Origin of the sequence: Sphingobacterium sp. LZ11T8, assembly GCF_024261425.1 — a bacterium.
Lineage (GTDB): Bacteria > Bacteroidota > Bacteroidia > Sphingobacteriales > Sphingobacteriaceae > Sphingobacterium.
This window is the reverse complement of the sequence record NZ_JANBZY010000002.1, coordinates 423,729-442,082: the sequence shown is the minus strand read 5'-3', so window position 1 is coordinate 442,082 and position 18,354 is coordinate 423,729. Positions and strand designations below refer to the sequence as shown.

11 protein-coding genes are annotated in these 18,354 nt (G+C 39.8%); 9 read left to right on the top strand and 2 right to left on the bottom strand.

The window, feature by feature from the left end; all coding sequences use genetic code 11:
- Position 1: 1 nt before the first annotated feature.
- The 5 genes from NLF99_RS06870 to NLF99_RS06850 all read left to right on the top strand — a co-directional run bounded on the left by NLF99_RS06870 (position 2) and on the right by NLF99_RS06850 (position 9,060).
- Positions 2-1,108, top strand: coding sequence for a D-TA family PLP-dependent enzyme (locus NLF99_RS06870; protein WP_254527318.1), 1,107 nt, complete (start codon positions 2-4; stop codon positions 1,106-1,108).
- Positions 1,109-1,115: 7 nt separating this feature from the next.
- Positions 1,116-2,204 (top strand): dipeptidase, encoded by a 1,089-nt coding sequence (locus NLF99_RS06865; protein WP_254527317.1) that lies wholly within the window; start codon positions 1,116-1,118, stop codon positions 2,202-2,204.
- A gap of 867 nt (positions 2,205-3,071) precedes the next feature.
- Complete coding sequence (locus NLF99_RS06860; RefSeq protein WP_254527315.1) at positions 3,072-6,242, top strand: TonB-dependent receptor; 3,171 nt, start codon at positions 3,072-3,074, stop codon at positions 6,240-6,242.
- 8 nt (positions 6,243-6,250) lie between these two features.
- Positions 6,251-8,080, top strand: a complete 1,830-nt coding sequence (locus NLF99_RS06855) for a RagB/SusD family nutrient uptake outer membrane protein (RefSeq protein ID WP_185216526.1) — start codon at positions 6,251-6,253, stop codon at positions 8,078-8,080.
- 11 nt (positions 8,081-8,091) lie between these two features.
- Entirely contained in the window at positions 8,092-9,060 is a 969-nt protein-coding gene (locus NLF99_RS06850) for a discoidin domain-containing protein (RefSeq protein WP_254527313.1), read from the top strand.
- Between the two features lie 82 nt (positions 9,061-9,142).
- Here NLF99_RS06850 and NLF99_RS06845 read toward each other — a convergent pair whose 3' ends face one another.
- On the bottom strand, positions 9,143-9,703 hold the full coding sequence (locus NLF99_RS06845) for a hypothetical protein (RefSeq protein ID WP_254527312.1): 561 nt from the start codon (positions 9,701-9,703) through the stop codon (positions 9,143-9,145).
- Between the two features lie 225 nt (positions 9,704-9,928).
- Between NLF99_RS06845 and NLF99_RS06840 the strand changes: the two genes are divergently transcribed.
- Entirely contained in the window at positions 9,929-10,453 is a 525-nt protein-coding gene (locus NLF99_RS06840; RefSeq protein WP_254527310.1) for a hypothetical protein, read from the top strand.
- A gap of 108 nt (positions 10,454-10,561) precedes the next feature.
- Here NLF99_RS06840 and NLF99_RS06835 read toward each other — a convergent pair whose 3' ends face one another.
- A complete protein-coding gene (locus NLF99_RS06835) occupies positions 10,562-11,857 on the bottom strand; it encodes a CitMHS family transporter (RefSeq protein ID WP_254527308.1) in 1,296 nt (431 codons plus the stop codon).
- A 213-nt stretch (positions 11,858-12,070) separates the two neighbouring features.
- Here NLF99_RS06835 and NLF99_RS06830 point away from each other — a divergent pair, with 213 nt between their 5' ends.
- The 3 genes from NLF99_RS06830 to NLF99_RS06815 all read left to right on the top strand — a co-directional run bounded on the left by NLF99_RS06830 (position 12,071) and on the right by NLF99_RS06815 (position 18,103).
- Entirely contained in the window at positions 12,071-13,192 is a 1,122-nt protein-coding gene (locus tag NLF99_RS06830) for a hypothetical protein (RefSeq protein ID WP_254527304.1), read from the top strand.
- A 240-nt stretch (positions 13,193-13,432) separates the two neighbouring features.
- The gene (locus tag NLF99_RS19680; protein WP_302328318.1) at positions 13,433-17,413 is read left to right on the top strand and encodes a LamG-like jellyroll fold domain-containing protein; all 3,981 of its coding nucleotides are present in this window, start codon (positions 13,433-13,435) and stop codon (positions 17,411-17,413) included.
- 216 nt (positions 17,414-17,629) lie between these two features.
- Entirely contained in the window at positions 17,630-18,103 is a 474-nt protein-coding gene (locus NLF99_RS06815; RefSeq protein WP_254527301.1) for a hypothetical protein, read from the top strand.
- Positions 18,104-18,354 lie beyond the last annotated feature (251 nt).

Here is an 18,354-nt window from a genome sequence, read left to right as displayed (position 1 = left end):
CATGGAAAAGTGGTTTGAAGTAAAAAATTCAGATTGTATCGCTTCACCTGCTCTTTTACTGTATCCTGATCGGATAACCCGTAATATTCGCTTGCTCAAAAGAATGGTCGCCAATGATACGTCAAGGTTGCGCCCTCATGCAAAGACCCATAAAATGCTTGAAGTGAGCAAGATGATGATTGAGGAAGGTATTGAGCAGTTTAAATGTTCTACCATTGCTGAAGCGGAAATGCTGGCATTGAGTAATGCTAAGGATGTCCTTTTGGCCTATCAGCCCGTGGGACCAAATATCTCACGGTTTCTGAAATTGATCCAAGAGTATCCGAACACCCATTTTTCCTGTTTATTGGATAACGTAGAATCTATTACAACAGTCAATTTTCAGGCAAAGGAGCAGGGAATAAAAACCAGCTTCTACCTGGATCTTGATGTAGGCATGGGTAGGACTGGTGCTTCCATAAAAGACATTGAAAAGCTCTGGAACTGCATTGCTGAACAGGACAGCTTGCTTTTGGAGGGCATACATGGCTATGATGGGCAGATCAACAATGTTGATGCTTCCATACGTGAAAAGGAGGCAGATTCAGGGTATGATTTACTCAAGCTTGCATTTGATTATTTTCAGGAAAAATGTACTTATCCATTGAAAATAGTAGTGGGCGGTTCGCCTTCGTTTACACGGCATGCTGAACGTCCTAATGTGGCCTGTAGCCCTGGAACCTTTGTGTTTTGGGATTGGGGTTACTCCCAGAAAATACCCGAACAAGCTTTTGAAGTCGCCGCAGTACTTTTGACCCGAGTGATATCCGTGATCAATGAGCATCGCATATGTATAGACTTAGGTTACAAGGCTGTCGCTTCGGAATCTCCATTGCCAAGGGTTAAGTTTTTGAATGCCGATGATGCAGTTCCGATATTACAGAGTGAGGAACATATGGTGCTCAACGTCAATGATAGCAATGAGTATCCAGTAGGTACGGAACTCTATGCCATTCCTTTGCATATCTGCCCAACAGTGGCCTTGTATGATAAAGTCTCGGTCATCGCAGACCATCAAAAGGTTAAGAATTGGCAAGTTGTTGCGAGGAATAGAATGTTAAATATTTAAGGATATTATGGAAGTACAGCCTTTTTTGATCGATGGTCACCTTGATCTAAGCATGAATGCCATGGAATGGAATCGAGATCTCCGGATCCCCATTTCAGAGTTGAACCGGAGGGAAGAGGGCATGGTCGATAAACCAGATCGCGGCAAAGCGACCGTCACTTTCGATGAACTTCGAAAAGGGAACATAGGTCTGGTCGTTGCCACCCAGATTGCAAGGTATGTAGAGCACGGAAGTGTTCTTCCAGGTTGGTTATCTCCCGAACAGGCATGGGCACAAACTCAAGGGCAATTAGCTTGGTACAAAGCGATGGAAGAGGATGGGCAGCTAAAAATGATCCGGACAAAAGCGGAACTGGATGCCCATGTCGAGCATTGGAATGATAATATTGGAGATGTGAAAAAAGCCATCGGATATATCCTTAGCCTGGAAGGTGCTGATTCCATCGTTAACCTGTCATATCTTGAAAAGGCATATGATTATGGCCTTCGTGCACTTGGTCCCGCCCATTATGGACCAGGTCGGTATGCCAATGGTACGGATTCCAATGGAAAGTTAAATCAGGATGGAATTGCCTTGCTCCAGGAAATGGACAACCTCCAGATGATCCTTGATGCAACCCATCTCAATGACGATGCATTTTGGGATGCTTTAGATCGATATAAAGGTCCTATATGGGCCAGTCACAACAACTGCCGGACATTTGTTGATCATAACCGTCAATTTTCTGATGATATGATCAAGGCTCTGGTTGACAGAAATGCGGTTATTGGCGTTGCACTGGACGCCTGGATGATGGTCCCAAATTGGATACGGGGAACATCTACTCCAAAAGAAACAGGTTGCAATATGGAGATCATGGCCAACAATATCGACCATATCTGTCAGATTGCCGGCAATACCAACCATGTAGCAGTAGGCAGTGATTTGGATGGCGCATTTGGAAGAGAACAATGTCCCTATGATCTGGAAACCATTGCCGATATCCAAAAAGTATTCCCGATCCTAAGAAATAGAGGCTATGCGAAGGAAGATATACAGAAGATTGCAAACGGCAATTGGTTGAGGTTTATGAGGGGGAGTTTGAACCAGGATTAAAGGGATTTGAGGATGGACCAAGAACTGGGAATGAACCAGGATTAAAGGGATTAGAGGATGGATCAAGAAGTGGGAATGAACGAGGATGGGGTTCGACTTTGCTCACCACGAGGATTGGAGGATTGGCCAAGATTATTGTTTTTCCCTCTCAGTTATTAGTTTTCAAAGTTGATAGAGACATATGGAATGGGCCAGACGGTTTAAACGAAAATACGTTACCATAAATGGGCAATTTATGACAATCTGCCCCAGAATGGCTGAAAGATTTTAGAAAGGTATTGAACAATATAAGGTAGCGAAAAAAAGGTATTCGATTAATCGAATACCTTTTTTTGTTAATTCTAGGTAACTTATCGTAACAGGGACTTTCTTGCAAAAAAAATAATCCAAATCTTGACCCATCCTCTCATTCTTTCCATCCTAGTTCAAACTAAAAATTTTAATAAACCTCTAGCATTTTCATTTTTTGACCTCCATTTTTCCTTAAATTTTCATCCTATCTGTTTTATCGATTTTAGTCTGACCTGACTTTGACCTTATTCGAGACATATTCCGAATTTTCCGAATATGGGTCGAATGAATCTCGAATTTGTCCCGATTGCAAAACTCAAATTTTTATTGATTTTCAGGTTCATGTTATACATAATAAATTGTGTAACAAAATTGTTATTAACGTAGGGTTAATATTAGTAAATACCCAAAATAATGGTTTTAGCACAGTAAAAATGGGGTTATGTGTTTTTATTGATTTAATTTTTTAATGAAAATTCCTGAATTCGTTAAAAATTTACGCAAACGATTGCTGTTTTTTTTCCTCTAATTAACTCTTATCATTACCCCAATAATCAATTTTACTAACCGCTAACTATGAACATGAAAAAGGGTCAACCTATTAAAAAACCTATGTCCAATGTTTTTAAGCTTGTCCCAAAATGGGGTCAGGTTTCCGTAGCAACCTTATTGATTTCATCGATGTGTCCAATTGATGTTTTAGGTGCCACAAACATTTCGGAATTATTTTCAGCCGTAACCATGATCGATCGACAGCAGACCGTTTACACAGGAACGGTGAAGGATGCCAATGGTAATCTTTTGCAGGGGGTAACCATCTCCGTAAAGGGACAGACCAAGGCTCTGACTTCTACCGATGCCAATGGTAGGTTCGTTGCTGAAGTACCATCAGATGCTACCCTTGTTTTCAAATTGGTAGGCTTTGAATTCCAGGAAGTGCCGCTGACAGAAAATGAAAAGGACATTACAGTAACTTTAAATGAGGATCTGGCAGGAATCGATGAAGTTGTTGTTGTCGGATTCGGTACGCAAAAGAAAGAAAGTAATGTGGGCTCGCAGGCGACAATCAAGCGAGAAGAGCTCAAGGTTCCAGTTGCTAACTTAACGACAGCTATTGCGGGTCGTTTGGCTGGGGTTGTTGCGACGCAACGCAGTGGAGGTCCTGGTTCTGGTGGTGCAAACCTGTTTGTTCGCGGGGTATCGACTTTCGCAAGTTCACCTCAGTCACCATTATTGATCGTCGACGGAGTACCAGATCGTGATATCAACAATATCGATCCAGAGGACATCGAAAGCTTCACCATCCTGAAGGATGCAACCGCCACTGCCGTTTACGGTACGAGAGGTGCGAATGGGGTTATTATCATCAATACCCGTAAAGGTAAGGCTGGTAAACCTTCCATTTCTGCCGAACTGCAACAGGGTATCACTGGATTTACGTACCTGCCTGATTTCGTAGATGGACCGACCTTTATGGAATTGTTCAATGAAGGTTTGACCATGCGTGGCAAGCAGCCTTTCTATACACCAGAAAGAATAGAATTGCACAGAACTGGTGCCGATCCAGATCTATATCCAAATGTGGACTGGTATGATGTGCTTTTCAAGAACAATGCTACCAATAACAGAGCTAACGTAAATATTACCGGTGGTGCAGATATTGCCCAGTATTATTTGTCGCTAGGCTATTACAACGAAACTGGTCAGTTTAGAACGGAAGATATCGATACCTATAATTCAGCATTGAAAGAAGATCGATTTAATTTCACCAGTAATTTGACCGTCAATGTAACTCCAAATACCAAGATTGACTTTGGTATCAATGGTTTCTTGAAAAACTATAATGAACCGGCAAGGGGTAGGGACTATATTTTCGCTTTGGCCACCCAGACCTCTCCACATGTAATTCCAGTTCAATACTCGGATGGTTCATGGCCATTTGTGAAGGGAGCTACAGAAAACCCTTACAAGGCTTTGACGCAATCGGGTATCAATAACAGATATGATAACGTAGTTCGTTCCAACCTGAGATTGACCCAACAATTAGGCTTCTTGACCGAAGGTTTGAGCGCAAATGGATTATTCGCATTTGATGCTACGGTTCAATCCGTACTTTCCAGGGTTAGAAACCTACCTTCTTATTTTGCAGAAGGCAGAGATGATGAAGGCAACTTGATTTTGAACTTGACGGATGCAGGATCTCCAGACCTAAACTTTGGATTAGGAAGATCATCTACCCGTCGTCTTTATGCAGAAGCATCATTGAACTATAACCGTGCATTTGGAGACCATGAGGTTGGCGGTTTATTGTTGTTCAACCAAACGGATTTCTCAGATGCAGCATCCAATGTTGGTTCGTACCAAGCAGCTATTCCTTACAGAAATAGAAATTTAGTGGGAAGAGCAACTTATGCTTACAACAGAAAATACCTTTTTGAATCCAACTTCTCTTATTCCGGATCTGACAACTTTACGCCAAATAACCGTTTTGGTCTGTTCTCTTCCGTAGGTTTAGGCTGGGTGATCTCGAATGAGGAATTCTTTGAACCATTAAAAGACCATATCGATCACTTGAAATTACGCTATTCCTATGGTTCTTCAGGAAACTCAAATACTGGAAACCGTTTCTTGTACCTAACAAGATTTTCGCAAGATGGTGGTTCCTATAATTTCGGTATTCCAGGATCTCAAAGAGGTTTTACAGGTTATGTAGAATCCTTGATGCGTGGTGATGTAACTTGGGAAACTTCCTACAGACATAATATCGGTTTCGAGATCAACCTGTTCAATAGCGAATTGCAATTCATTGCTGAGTTATTCAAGGAAGATAGAGAAGGTATCTTGATGCAAGGATTGGATATTCCTTATGTATCGGGATTTAATTCTGGAAACGTTCCTTACAAAAATATCGGTGAAACAGCCAATAAGGGTATCGACTTGACCTTGGAGTACAACAAGCAAATGACCAATGGTTTCTTTATGGCAAGAGGTACGATGAACTACAACTCTAACCGTGCTGTGAAAGATAACTTACCACCATGGGCATTCCCATACCTGAACAGAGAAGGTCACCGTATCTCTCAACGTTTCGGATACATTGATCAAGGTTTGTTCAAGACTGATGAGGAAATTGCAAACTCAGCATCTCAAGCTGGTGATGTACGCGTAGGTGATATCAGATACAAGGATTTAAATGGAGATGGTATCATTAACTCCAATGACCAAACTGCCATTGGATATGGCTCAACACCATTGTTGACTTATGGTATTACCTTAGGTGGAGGATTTAAAGGATTTGATATGAGTTTATTCTTCCAGGGTTCAGGTTTGGTGGATCTTAACTATGCAAGTGGTTTCGCAGTGACCCCGTTCTCGCAAGGTGCGACTTACGGAAACATGTACACCAATCTATTGGATCGTTGGGATCCAAATAACCCAGATAAAGAAACTTTATACCCAAGGTTGTCAACCAACGAAACCGTTACGACCAACTACTATGGAAGTACATATTGGTTGCACCGTTCGGATTTCATTCGCTTGAAGCAAGCCGAATTTGGTTACAACTTTACAGACAGATCATGGTTGGATAAAATTGGTGTTTCTAAGTTCCGGATCTATCTGAATGGAACCAATTTGTTCACAATTTCAAACTGGGATTTCTGGGATCCAGAAATGGGAGATGGTAGAGGAGCAGCTTATCCTATCACACGAGTTTACAATATGGGGATAAGACTAAATTTTAAATAAGAACAGCAATGAAAATCAATTATAAAAATATTACGTGCATGTTGTTGCTTGCAGCAACGACGATGTCCATGAACAGTTGCAACGATAAGTTCTTCGATGCACAACCGGACAACCTATTGAATATTGAAACCATTTTTTCCAACCGTAGGCAGACAGAAAACTATTGGGGAGGTTTGTATTCTCCAATCCAAGATGTTTGGGATCAGCCATATAGTTACTTTTGGTCAGCGATCACCGACGAAATGGATGTATCCAATTGGCAGGAATTCCCAGCGAATTCAGGGGCATTATCAGCGGATAATGTAAATACCATGTATGTCAATTATTACAATAAGATCAGACAGGCTCAGATTTTCATTGATAATGTTGATCGCTGTACAGAACTATTGACAGCAGAGAATGGTGCTACATTGGTGAAAGAATACAAAGCAGAGGCGAAATTCTTAAGAGCTTTTTATTACTGGTCGGTCATGAAGATGCATGGTCCAGCGGTAATCCTTCCTTTGATCAGTGAAGAGGCTGCGGGAGATAATTACCAGATTCCTAGAAGTTCTTGGGATGAGTCGGTTGCCTTTGTTATTGCACAGATAGATGAGTCGATCAAAGACCTTCCGGTTGAACATTTCCAAGCGGGAACGACAACAGCTGATGGTACACAATTAGGTCGAATCAATAAAATGGTCGCCGAAGCTGTAAAATCTGAAATTCTATTGTTCCATGCTAGTCCTTTGTACAATGGTAACACGGCTATGGCCAATTGGAGAAACTTAGATGGTAAGCAATTGATCAATCCAACATATGATGCTTCACGCTGGCAAAAAGCTGCTACCCAAGCAAAAGCGGCAATCGATTTAGCCGAAGCAAATGGTAAGGCCTTATTTGTAAAAACGGGTGCCAACGATTTTGAAACAGCCTTTCTTTCCACTAGAGATGTATTCTGGGACGGATACCAAAAAGAAGGTATCTGGTTAAGACCAGCGACCAACCGTTACCAATGGGAAATCCATGCCTCACCTAGAGCGATCTCGGGTACAGCATACAATGGATTGGCAGTTGTTCAAGAGTTGGTGGATGATTTCAGGATGCAAAATGGACAAACGATCCAACAAAGCAATACTTACAATGAAAACACCTATTCAAGTGTAGAGACAAGATACTATGCAGAAGGAACCAACAAAATGTATATGGACCGTGAACCAAGATTCTATTCCTATATCACATTTAATGGATCATTGATTCCGGGAGCTCCAAAAACAGGGATGAAATGGGTAGAGTTTTTCGCAACAGGTAATTCAGGTAAAAATGGTGCCCCTAGGGATTGGCCTAAAACAGGTTATACCGCTAGAAAGAATGTTCACCCCTCATTTTCTGTGGACCCATCGAATGCCACTAACCGTGCAGCCATGTTGATCAGGTTATCGGAGCTATATCTAAACTATGCTGAGGCATTGAATGAAGCACAACCTAACCATCCAGATGTATTGGTTTACTTGAATAAAGTTAGAACAAGAGGTGGACTTCCAGCCTTGACATCAGGTCTATCACAAGCGAGAGTAAGACAAGAGATCCGTACGGAGCGTAGAGTAGAGTTATGTTTTGAAGGAAAGCGCTTTTTTGATGTAAGAAGATGGAAAGTTGCTGACCAAGATGGTTACAGACAAGGTGGAAATTATGAAGGAATGGATATGACCAAAGGTTCGGCTATCAACAGTCCTGATTTCCATAAACGTGTGCCAGCAGTATTGAGAGCACCATGGGAGGACAAAAATTACTTTATGCCTTGGCATCAAATGGAAATTGATCGTAATAAACAATTGGTACAGATTCCAGGCTATTAATCATGAATTTTATGAAAAAGAATAATAAATCATTTATTGCAATCTGTATAGGGTTATTGGCCATGGTTTCCTGTAAGGAAGACATCCCAACCTATGAAGAATTGAACGATACCCGAGAAGAAGCGAAATTAAATGTACAGAAGGCTACTGATGGTAGACAAGACCTTGTGCTTTTTCCTCAGGTCGATGAAAGAAAAGACCAGTTTAGGGTTAATTATGGTGGGGTAGGTTTACCAGCTGAAGATCTACGTGTAAGCTTTGCCCAAGACCAAAAAGCCTTGGACAGTGTCAATAAGATCCGTGAAATCAATGGACAGGAGTTGCTATTGCCATTTCCGGCAGGAAGTTTCAATATCGATAAGGAGTCTGTCGTGATCCCTAAGGGGAAGACCAGTTCTGAATATCTGACATTGACCTATAATCCTAAGAAGTTTGATCTGAGCAAGGAATATATGTTAGCACTAACGGCTACGAATGATCAAGGATATTCCTTTTTCCCAACTGGGAAAACCATTCTTTATTATGCAGCGGTAGTGGAGAAGGTTCTTCCAAAAGCAAAATGGGAGGCTAAGGCAGATTCAGAAGAGTTAACAGGTGAGGGAGAATCAAATGGTAAGGTAAAATTTGTGATTGATAACAGCATCAATACATTCTGGCATACACAATGGCAGGGCAGTGAACCTAAGTTCCCACATTGGGTAGAGGTTGATTTCAAGGAATACCTGTATGTTACTCAGATTGGTTTGACCAGGAGGCAGAATAATACCAATGGCTTTAAAACCTTTGATATTTTAGGTAGCACCGATGGAACCACTTGGAAAACCCTAGCTGCTGATCAAGTTATGGAAAGGACAGAAATCGAGATGCAGAAATTTGCGGTTCCAGCTCAATACCTAAAAAAGATCAAGATCAATATTAAGGACAATTTCAACAATCAAGCTTCCACTCATCTTGCTGAAATTGATGTGATTGGGTATTAAGAAAAGCGTTAGTTAAGTTTAGATAATTATTAGATTAATTAGGTTATGGTCGTTTAGCAATAAACGGCCATTTTTTATCACTTTAGTCTGTAAAGTTTTCGTTGTAGTAATCCTTGGACAGAATGCTGAATTTCCATAGATTAATTTTTTGATAGTTAGCCATTCTCACTTTTGTTGTCACAGTCTGGATCACACTAGATTTTCCCTTATAAAGTTGTATCATCTTATCCCCCCTAAAGTAGTTATCCGATAAAAAGTAGTTGTTAGATTTTAATTTTAAACGGTAATTTTTAAAGATTTGAGGGTTATAGATATCAATAGAGATACTTTTTATAACTTTTTGTGGCGTGATTAAAAGATAGATTCTTGTCTCTTCATTTTTCTTGGTAAAGTGGCTTTTGGCGAATCCTCCAACTTTATTGGCCAGGTACTCGGAGGCATTGGATGCTGTATAGTTCAAGATAATTAAAGTGTTGTTATTGTCATTTGTTAAGCTGACTATTTTCCAATCTTTCTTTTGAAGATAATTTATGCTTTTGTCGGCATGCATCTTTTTGAGCATAATAATTTGCTCAAGGGATAGATTTTGGGCATAGTTTAAAGAACAGATAAAGAATAAAATAAGGGTAAGAATATGTTTCATTTCAAAAAGTTTATGCAAAATTATATTAATATTTCCTATTAGTTAAATGTTTATTAAAAATTTAATGTATTTTTAATTGCCTAGCATTTTGCTAATCTTGATGGAAGAAGTCGTATTCACGCGCTGAGATTGGCGTTAATATTTACTTAAAATCCAATAAATTGAACATAAATGATTATTTTATGCTTGATAACGATTTAATATTAACACACTAGCTAGTTTACTATGGAAAACAGATTGGAAAAGGAATCCTTAGAATTGATCAAATCGCTTAAATTACCAGCATTAGTTTCAGAAATTTTCAATGGGAATATTTCAGATCCGGAGATAGATGAATTGATGAAATATGATTATCATAAAGCTGACTCGATTTTTGAATTAAGTGAGGAAGGACGAGAAATCTATCATGTGGAAAGATTTATGCCAATTTTACAATTCAATAGTTTAGAGATATTGGCTTATGATGTTTTGCGATCAGGATTTATTCTTTATAATTTGGAGCTAGGAATAGAAAATCCACATGCCTATACCTGGGATGGTGTATGGTTAGATGAGGTTTCTTTTTGGTGGGAAAACGAATGGCAGGACGATGAAATCCGTAAGGTGGCCAAAGCGCTTGATTTGAAATACGTTGATGAAATCATAGAAAGTTTGGAGCAAAATGATGAAGAAGGTACGCTTTCCACTTTTGAAGAAAAAGATGCTTGGTTGAATAAAATGATTAATAAATATGGATTGAGGGTGGGATAAAAGGTATTCTTGGATTGCCGTTAGGATGGATCTATATCGGATTAGAAACCGATAAAGATCCATTTTTTGTATTATATCATGGGATTATGATGTTGAACCTTTTCTGAATTACATCCATAAATACATAATGAACAATAAGACGATGCCAAAAGCCCATACCCAGAAGAAAGCATATTTAATATATTTTCCCAATTCCACATTGGCTAATCCCACTGCCAACCACACAGCTGGAGCAAAAGGGCAAATAAATGTACCTACAATATTTCCTACCATCATAAATTGTATTGCCCGGCTGCTATCGACTCCATATTCCGAAACGATCTGTTCGATGACAGGAAATAAAGCGAAATAGGTCGCGTCTGTACTGAGCAAGAGTTCAATTGGAACACCGAGAAAGGCGATGATATAGTGTAGATTGGGAACCGCCTGTTTTGGTAATACTTTTACGAGATCATTGGCAATGGATTCAAGCATACCACTTTCGCTGAGGATACCCATAAAAGATCCTGCAACAATAATTATGGAAGCCATTAATAAGGCATTGGGGGCATGAGCTTTTATCCGTTGCATCTGTTGATCTTTTTTTGGAAAGTTTAAGAAGAGAATGATACTGCAGCCCAACATAAATATTAAACCCGGTGGCAATATTCCAGAGAACAATAATATAAAGATAAATAGAGCAATCAGACTGTTTAACCAAAGTGGTTTAATATGTTTTTTGTCAATATGTGTTGTATGTTCCATTATTTCTGGGTTTTCTTCTTCAAGTGTTAGATCAACCAACTTTCCATTGTTCTTCACTTTCTCTCGCCAACCAAAATAAAAGCCCATCATCAGGACCAATAAAAAGCCCATGATCTGTATTGGAATCAAAGGTTTCCATAAATCAAAGGGATCCATTTCCAGAACAATGCCGGCTCGGCCCATTGGGCCTGCCCAAGGGATCAGGTTCATGACTCCAGCACTTAAACCAACCAAGAGGAGTAGCAAATGGGGGCTCATTTTTAGGCGTTGATAGATAGGGAGCAAGGGAGGAATCGTTAAGAGGAAGGTTGATGCTCCGGACCCGTCAATATGGGCTATAGCGGCTATTATTACCGTACCGCAAGTGATGGCTATCGGATTGGAACCCGTTTTTCTCAGAACAAGATTTATAAGGGGGTCGAAAAACCCGATATCCTGCAATATCCCAAAAAAGAGGATCGCAAAAATAAACATGACAGCAATCCCAGTAACTTTATTGATTCCTTCAGTATAGAAGGTTGCAATTTCACTTTGGGAAAACCCCGCCAGCATTGCAGCCGCAAGGGGGACAATACTCAGAACGACAATGGGAGAAAATCGCTTACCCATCAAAAGAATAACAATTACCAGGATTGTTATCAAGCCAATAATACTTAGCATATAAGATTTATTTTAATTGATTATCTAGGGAGATATATTTTAAGCAACAAAAAATTAATCATTGATAAAATAATTATCTTTACAATTGGGTTGCAAATTAGTGATCTATTCAGGAATTAATAGGAGATAAGGAATTCGGAATGGTTTCTAAAGCTGTATAATGCTTTCCGAAATATTTCCGAAAGAACTAAGGGCTTAATTATCAAAAAAATTATGGTGGTTTTATCTAACAAGGAGGATTTGATTGAATTAATTGAACGGGTAATTGAAAAGTATGAAAAAGATACAGGCAATATCATCAATAAAAATACCAATCGGGAAAATTATGTAAAATTGGCCAAGGTCTTGAGTGAAATCAGTAAACAATTGCCGTATACTTCCTCGGACCTATTGCATGAGGAATATGAAGAAGATGTGCAGCCTAACCTTAGCTATCCTAATCGAAAATATGATATTACCGGTGGTCAATTGAAAGATGCATACTTTGGGATCGTCAATAAGCCTCGACCATATCTGATCGATGCATGTTTAATTTATCTGACGGGCAAGGGGGCTGGAGCAATTCGAGAATTTCAATGTGCAACAGCTACTCGCTGGTCTTTGCTTCAAAGAAATTTGGGGCTGAAGCCTAAAACGCTAATCACCTTACTTGTATCGAGTTTTGTCCTTATCCTGATATTTGGAATTACTGTACTTCAATTAGGCAGAAATAAGAATATTGAAACTGCTTACCAACCTACATCAGCTGAAATAAAGGCTTTATCTGGGATTTGGCTGTACTATACTGGAGCACCTCAAGCTAGATCCAATGAACCGGGACGATTTCGTCAATTTGTAAACAATATCGTGGAAGTGAAGTACCATGACGGGAGGTTTGAATTTATTCGGCATGGAGCTAATATCAATCATTATGGTCATATGGTCTACAATTCGCCGACAGTTGTGTCAATCCATAGTTATGTGAAGCGAAAGAAAAATGGGGAAGTCCTATCGCCAAGTCATTCCTTGGCAAGGATGGATAGTTTGAATAGAAGTATGGTTGCATTATCTGCTACCTGGAGCTTTGAATCAGAGAATAGGGATGAAATCATTGCTATCCGTAATCTATATAAAAAGCTGGCAGATGATGGACGTTTGTCGGAAATCAAAAATACACAGGACAATGCAGCCTGTAAATGCAAGATTATGGAATGGCGGTTTGGAAATAATAGCAAACAATTTAAACTTCAATACCAACATTTGGATAAGCACGAAAATGAGGAGTTGAAAATGAATTTGAATGAAGAAAGTATTTTATTGTTGAAGCCTCGAAAGGATGTAGTTTTGTTGGAATAAAATCATGTTTATTTACTTGAATCTTTTCATTAGTTTCTTCTTGATTATTAATAAATTATAACCGGTAATATGCTGTTCTTCAGTTTGTTGCCTACTTCCCTAAGTATTTTTGCTACTTCACTCATTTACGGTTGCTATTCACTCATAACCAAGCTTTTGCTACTGTTTAACTAGTAGTTTTAAGGTTCCATTTTTATCAATAGATAATTTGGTTCTTTCTATAATTTAAACAAAATTATCATGGAAAACTTGTTTTCATTTAAGGTTAAGGAAGGTCAGATACTTCCTGATACCGGAGTGCTCAAAAATCTGAATTGGAAGACGGTGGGAGAAGTTGGTTTGGAAGGGACGGCGATGAAGCTTTCCGATTCGCACGTGGACATGGAATTAGAAATACCGGATGATCAGCTCAATGAATTTACCTTGACATTGGAGGTAACTCCAGATCAGGTAAATGGAAATAAACAGATGATTTTTGAGAGTGAGGGGAAACCGATCTCACTTTATTTGGATCCTAACGGAAATTTGATCACAGAAATGGAAAGTGATCAAGGCGTGAAAAGTTTAATGAGTTCCGAACCAATGCCAGCAGGCAGGGCTAGTACCATTCGCGTGTTAAAATATGCCGATGGAAAGGCCGAATTGGAAGTCAACGGGAAAGTCGTGGCCACTGATGCCAATATGGGCAAAATAAATAATTGGGGCAAACAGCAATTCCGTTTAGGGGGATCCTTTAATGGTTCTGCCAATTCTTTCCAAGGGAGCATTGCTAAAATAGAAATGGAAAATGGTGCGATTAGCTCAAGCTTGCTACAGGAAAGGGCAAAAGAGGTGGGCATCATTTCGCAAAAGATTAAAGCAGCTTTAGATATTCAAAATATTTTAGTCCATATAGATTTTAATGAAGGAAGAAGTCAATTAAAAAGGATCAAGCAGGTCATGCAGTCCTTAGGGATTAAGTCTATCGATGATTTGGGTACCTTGAAGTTGGATGGGAGTAAAAGTATTAAGCCAGGCGATGTATTGATTGGCAGAAAGAGATCTTTTTTAGACTCGATTAGATGGGAGTCTGTGTCAGAAGCCTTCAATTCGGCAACCATTACCTCCAAAGTGGATATGTTGAATAATAAACTGGGGAATGCCAAGAGCTTCAAACATTTTGATATCAAGAAAACTACAGTACCTAATATACTGGGGCGAGGAGGAAACAGAAGGAGAGGTATAAATTTAGGTGCTTCCAATCCACAGTCTACCGGGATGAAATGGAAGGATCTTTTTAAGGAAACGGATGGAAAAATAGAATTAAAGAACAAGACCGATTTCAAGAAAACCTTTGAAGCGATAAACCCTTCTTTATGGCCTACTTTGATGGAAGGTTATCAGGTCATGGGAGGTCCATCTGTAATTGGGCAAAGGGAGACGGTCATCATTGCCAAAAAGATTGATTTAACCAATGTGCATTTGGAGGTTTCAGCTGATGTGGAGACCTTAACGATATATGCGGAAGAGTTGATCTGTGGGCCAGATGCGTGGATTATTTGGAAAAGGCCAGGTGGATTTACCCCGGCACGCACGGATGATCCTTATTTGAATGGTTTACCGAATTATAACCGTTCACCGCGGAGTCGAGACTATGATAACCATACCGGACGGCAAGGTGGTCGAGGAGCAGATGGTATGGTTGGGCAAAATGGAGCGGCAGGTAGAAATGCACCCAATTTAAAATTATGGGTAAAGGATTTGAAGAATCTTCCAAATATAGATTTGAATGGTGAAAACGGTATTCAAGGAGGCCAAGGACAACGCGGTGGGAATGGTGGCAATGGAGAGGGTGGACGATTTGGGAAAGCGTGGTTTTGGGGTTCTTGCTATAGTGAAGGTGGGAATGGAGGCCGTGGTGGAGACGGTGGCAACGGTGGAAATGGAGGAATTGGTGGGGTGGGAGGAAATGCCGGTAATATTTCCATCGGAGTACTTATAGGAACTTTGGAACAATCTGTTACCCAACAAAGTTTTAAATGGAAAAATCAAGGTGGACAGGCAGGTTTTGGAGGTCCCGGAGCTGAAGGTGGTGATGGTGGACAGGGTGGCAGACCGGGAAATGGAGAGGATTGCCATGGTGCGAGGGCTGGTGATACGGGAGCGAAAGGACAACGTGGTTATGATGGACCTTTGGGGCAATATAATGGACAGGATGGGGAAAATGATTTTTTTCAATTCACACAAGCTGATTGGGACGAACAGATGACCTTGCCATTTATTACTTCCGCAAGCACCTATGAAATTTTTCCCGGCGATAAAATAATCCTCAAAGGAAATGTCTTTACGAATGCTGATACCTTTATTTATGATGGAACTGTAACCTTGTCGAAAAACTTGCTCCCTGATGGTACAATGGAGGTGACCATGCCGGCCGATGCCAAGGGTGGCTCTAAGGTGATATTTTTTAGGAGAGCCTTAGATAATAAGGAAAGTAATCGCATTATTGTTCGGATCAAACCTCAACTGGATGAGTTTGTAAACGGACTGATTCCGGGTTCTTTGGTGGAGGTCACAGGAAAGGCATTTTTGGATGGAGCAGCGATCTTGGTCAATGGTCAGAGTCTACCTACCACGGTTTCGAACCCTGGAACAAAACTGAGTTTTACCATGGTAGGAGTCGATGAAGGAATGCAGGTGGGAGTTGAAAAATCCTTACTGGTCCAGAATCCTGATGGTATGCGCAGTAATGTCCGTGTTGCCAAGGTGAAAGGGATACTTGAAATTCGCTTTAAATATGGTCACAACAATTTAGGATTCCATAATCCTAACATCGGTAAGCCAAGTTGGGATACCTTTAAGGCAACCTTTGGAAGTTCAGAAGTTTGGCATGAGACGATCGATCCCATATTTGGACATCCTATCCTTACCGCTGCATTTTACGCCTTTTATTATTACTTCCTGAAAGGGAAGGGAGATGGTGGATTAGCTACTGGATTTTGTACATCGATGTCGGCCAAGGTTGCCGATAACCTATTTAATGAAAACCTGAATATCTCCACCATTCCTCAGGCAGATATTATGACTGAACTCACCGGTATACATGGCAAGTTGTTGAGCAAGGAATCTTTGCTTTATTTTCACGATTGTGGAAGAAGGGCAGGAAAGAATATTGAGACTGCCATAAGGCAGATTGAAACCACCTTCCTGAAAGGATGTGATCGAAATAATTCACCTTTGCTGTTTTTTGTTCCTTCGGGTGAGGTTTGGGATAGTGGTTATTTTGATAAGTTGAGTGATTCACATTGTATCTTCCCTTATAAATTTATATATCCTGAAAATCATCCCGGAGCCCAGCTTTCTGCTGATGGAAAAACAACGATTAATAGTTTGGATGGCGTGCAGCTCAAAGTATGGGATTGCAATAACCATGATAATGAAGATTGTTTCCTAACTTTTTCTCTAGAAGACGGAGAATTGCGATATAGCTACAACAAGAAGGCAGGCTTTACTTTAAGTAACGGAATTACCTTAGCTATGATGAGCAATGGAGCCTATAACCTGGCGGATCATGATATGCCGTTTTCTGGACCTTTTGGGCTGAGCACTTTTATTTTAGACTTTTTGTTGAGCCCAGCGGATATTGAAGTTACCGATGCTGAAGGTAGAAAGACCGGAAACTTTGATGGAAAGCTGTATAGTGATATTCCAAACAGTCATCCTTGTTATCTTATCCCTGGAGCTTATCTGTTGCCATTTGGACAGAGCTTGACCCGTAATATCAAAGGCACTGCAAATGGCAGCTATACATACAATAGTATCATGCCGGATGGAGCGATGATAAAGCTGGAAAACATAGAAACCAAGAAAGATGAACGTGATATCTTGATGGTCAATGCAGATGCTACACAGATTAGGATAAAGAGCCAAAGGAATAAACCATTGGGACTGACCTTTTCCAGGGTCATTGAAAATGAAATCCGAAGTATTAGCATAAAAGGATTGCAATTGCATGAAACCGAAGATGTGGACATGACCTTGGCACCAGACTTAAGCTTCTGTCGATTTGCTAACCCAAAGATGATCTCCGAGGTATCTGTTGAAGCTACTGTAATGGATGCTACCAAAGCTATAAAATCGCAACTGATGAAGAGCATACAGGTTCAAGCCGATGCTGACTTGGTATTTGCCATGAGTAATTGGAAGGATATGAACTTTCAATTGGATTCTATTGCTTACTAGCAAAAATCAGTGGCAAAAAGATTGATTTTGAAGCCATATTATTAAGGTTTTTGACCTGATTTACGGGTTGGCAGTTGAATAATTAAAGTATTATTAAAAAATCCCTGATTTCAGCTATAGGTATGCACTTGTTTTTGGAATAAATTTGTAATAACAATTTGAAAGTATGTTTCAATATTGGATTTGAAAACAAGTAAAAAAATAAAAAAGCATATTATGATAAGAAAATCTTTTGCATGCCTAGCCGTATTAGGCGCATTGACCCTAGGAAGTTGTGGATCTAGCTCGAAGAATGCAGCGGAATACAACAATTCAATCATTACAGTGATCAATGAGAATGAGTCACATATTGCCAATATGAACTCAGCGATGACCTCTGCGGATTATGCCAAAGCAGAAACCGTACGTGGCGAATGGGAAAAAGCTTTAAGTGCTGATATCAAGAAAGTAGAAGATCTTGGTGATTTTAACGGAGACGGTGAATTTCAGAAAGCTGTCGTGGATGGCTTAAAAGGTTACCAGAAAATCGTAACGGATTCTTATCCTAAATTGATCGAAATCCGTAAGAACAATGTTGAAGATCCAGCTACGGAAACTAAGTTGTTGGATGATATCAATAAAGCTTTTGAAGATGCTGCGAATAATGTGAACAAGGCTTCAGATGCCTTCGAAGCAAAATACAATAAGTAGGTTATTATTAAGTCAAATAAAATGGCCCTGACCTGAAGGTTGGGGCTATTTTTGTTATAATAATTCTTGATTTTAATCTATATAGAGAAATAATTCCTTTTGTTCCAAATGTAAATATATTGGCATTGAGTTTGCCTATTTCTTGACAATCCCCCTGAATGTGAATTGAATTTTTTAGTTTTGGGTATCACACTTTAGGGGGAGAACATAAATCATTATTATTTCCATCAGGAAAGAATGTTTGGGAAAGC

Bases quoted from the DNA above. Each gene is read 5' to 3' on its own strand.
- NLF99_RS06855 (WP_185216526.1), top strand. From the start codon at position 6,251: ATGAAAATCAATTATAAAAATATTACGTGCATGTTGTTGCTTGCAGCA.
- NLF99_RS06860 (WP_254527315.1), top strand. From the start codon at position 3,072: ATGAACATGAAAAAGGGTCAACCTATTAAAAAACCTATGTCCAATGTT.
- NLF99_RS06815 (WP_254527301.1), top strand. From the start codon at position 17,630: ATGATAAGAAAATCTTTTGCATGCCTAGCCGTATTAGGCGCATTGACC.
- NLF99_RS06845 (WP_254527312.1), bottom strand. From the start codon at position 9,703: ATGAAACATATTCTTACCCTTATTTTATTCTTTATCTGTTCTTTAAAC.
- NLF99_RS06850 (WP_254527313.1), top strand. From the start codon at position 8,092: ATGAAAAAGAATAATAAATCATTTATTGCAATCTGTATAGGGTTATTG.
- NLF99_RS19680 (WP_302328318.1), top strand. From the start codon at position 13,433: ATGGAAAACTTGTTTTCATTTAAGGTTAAGGAAGGTCAGATACTTCCT.
- NLF99_RS06830 (WP_254527304.1), top strand. From the start codon at position 12,071: ATGGTGGTTTTATCTAACAAGGAGGATTTGATTGAATTAATTGAACGG.
- NLF99_RS06870 (WP_254527318.1), top strand. From the start codon at position 2: ATGGAAAAGTGGTTTGAAGTAAAAAATTCAGATTGTATCGCTTCACCT.
- NLF99_RS06835 (WP_254527308.1), bottom strand. From the start codon at position 11,857: ATGCTAAGTATTATTGGCTTGATAACAATCCTGGTAATTGTTATTCTT.
- NLF99_RS06865 (WP_254527317.1), top strand. From the start codon at position 1,116: ATGGAAGTACAGCCTTTTTTGATCGATGGTCACCTTGATCTAAGCATG.
- NLF99_RS06840 (WP_254527310.1), top strand. From the start codon at position 9,929: ATGGAAAACAGATTGGAAAAGGAATCCTTAGAATTGATCAAATCGCTT.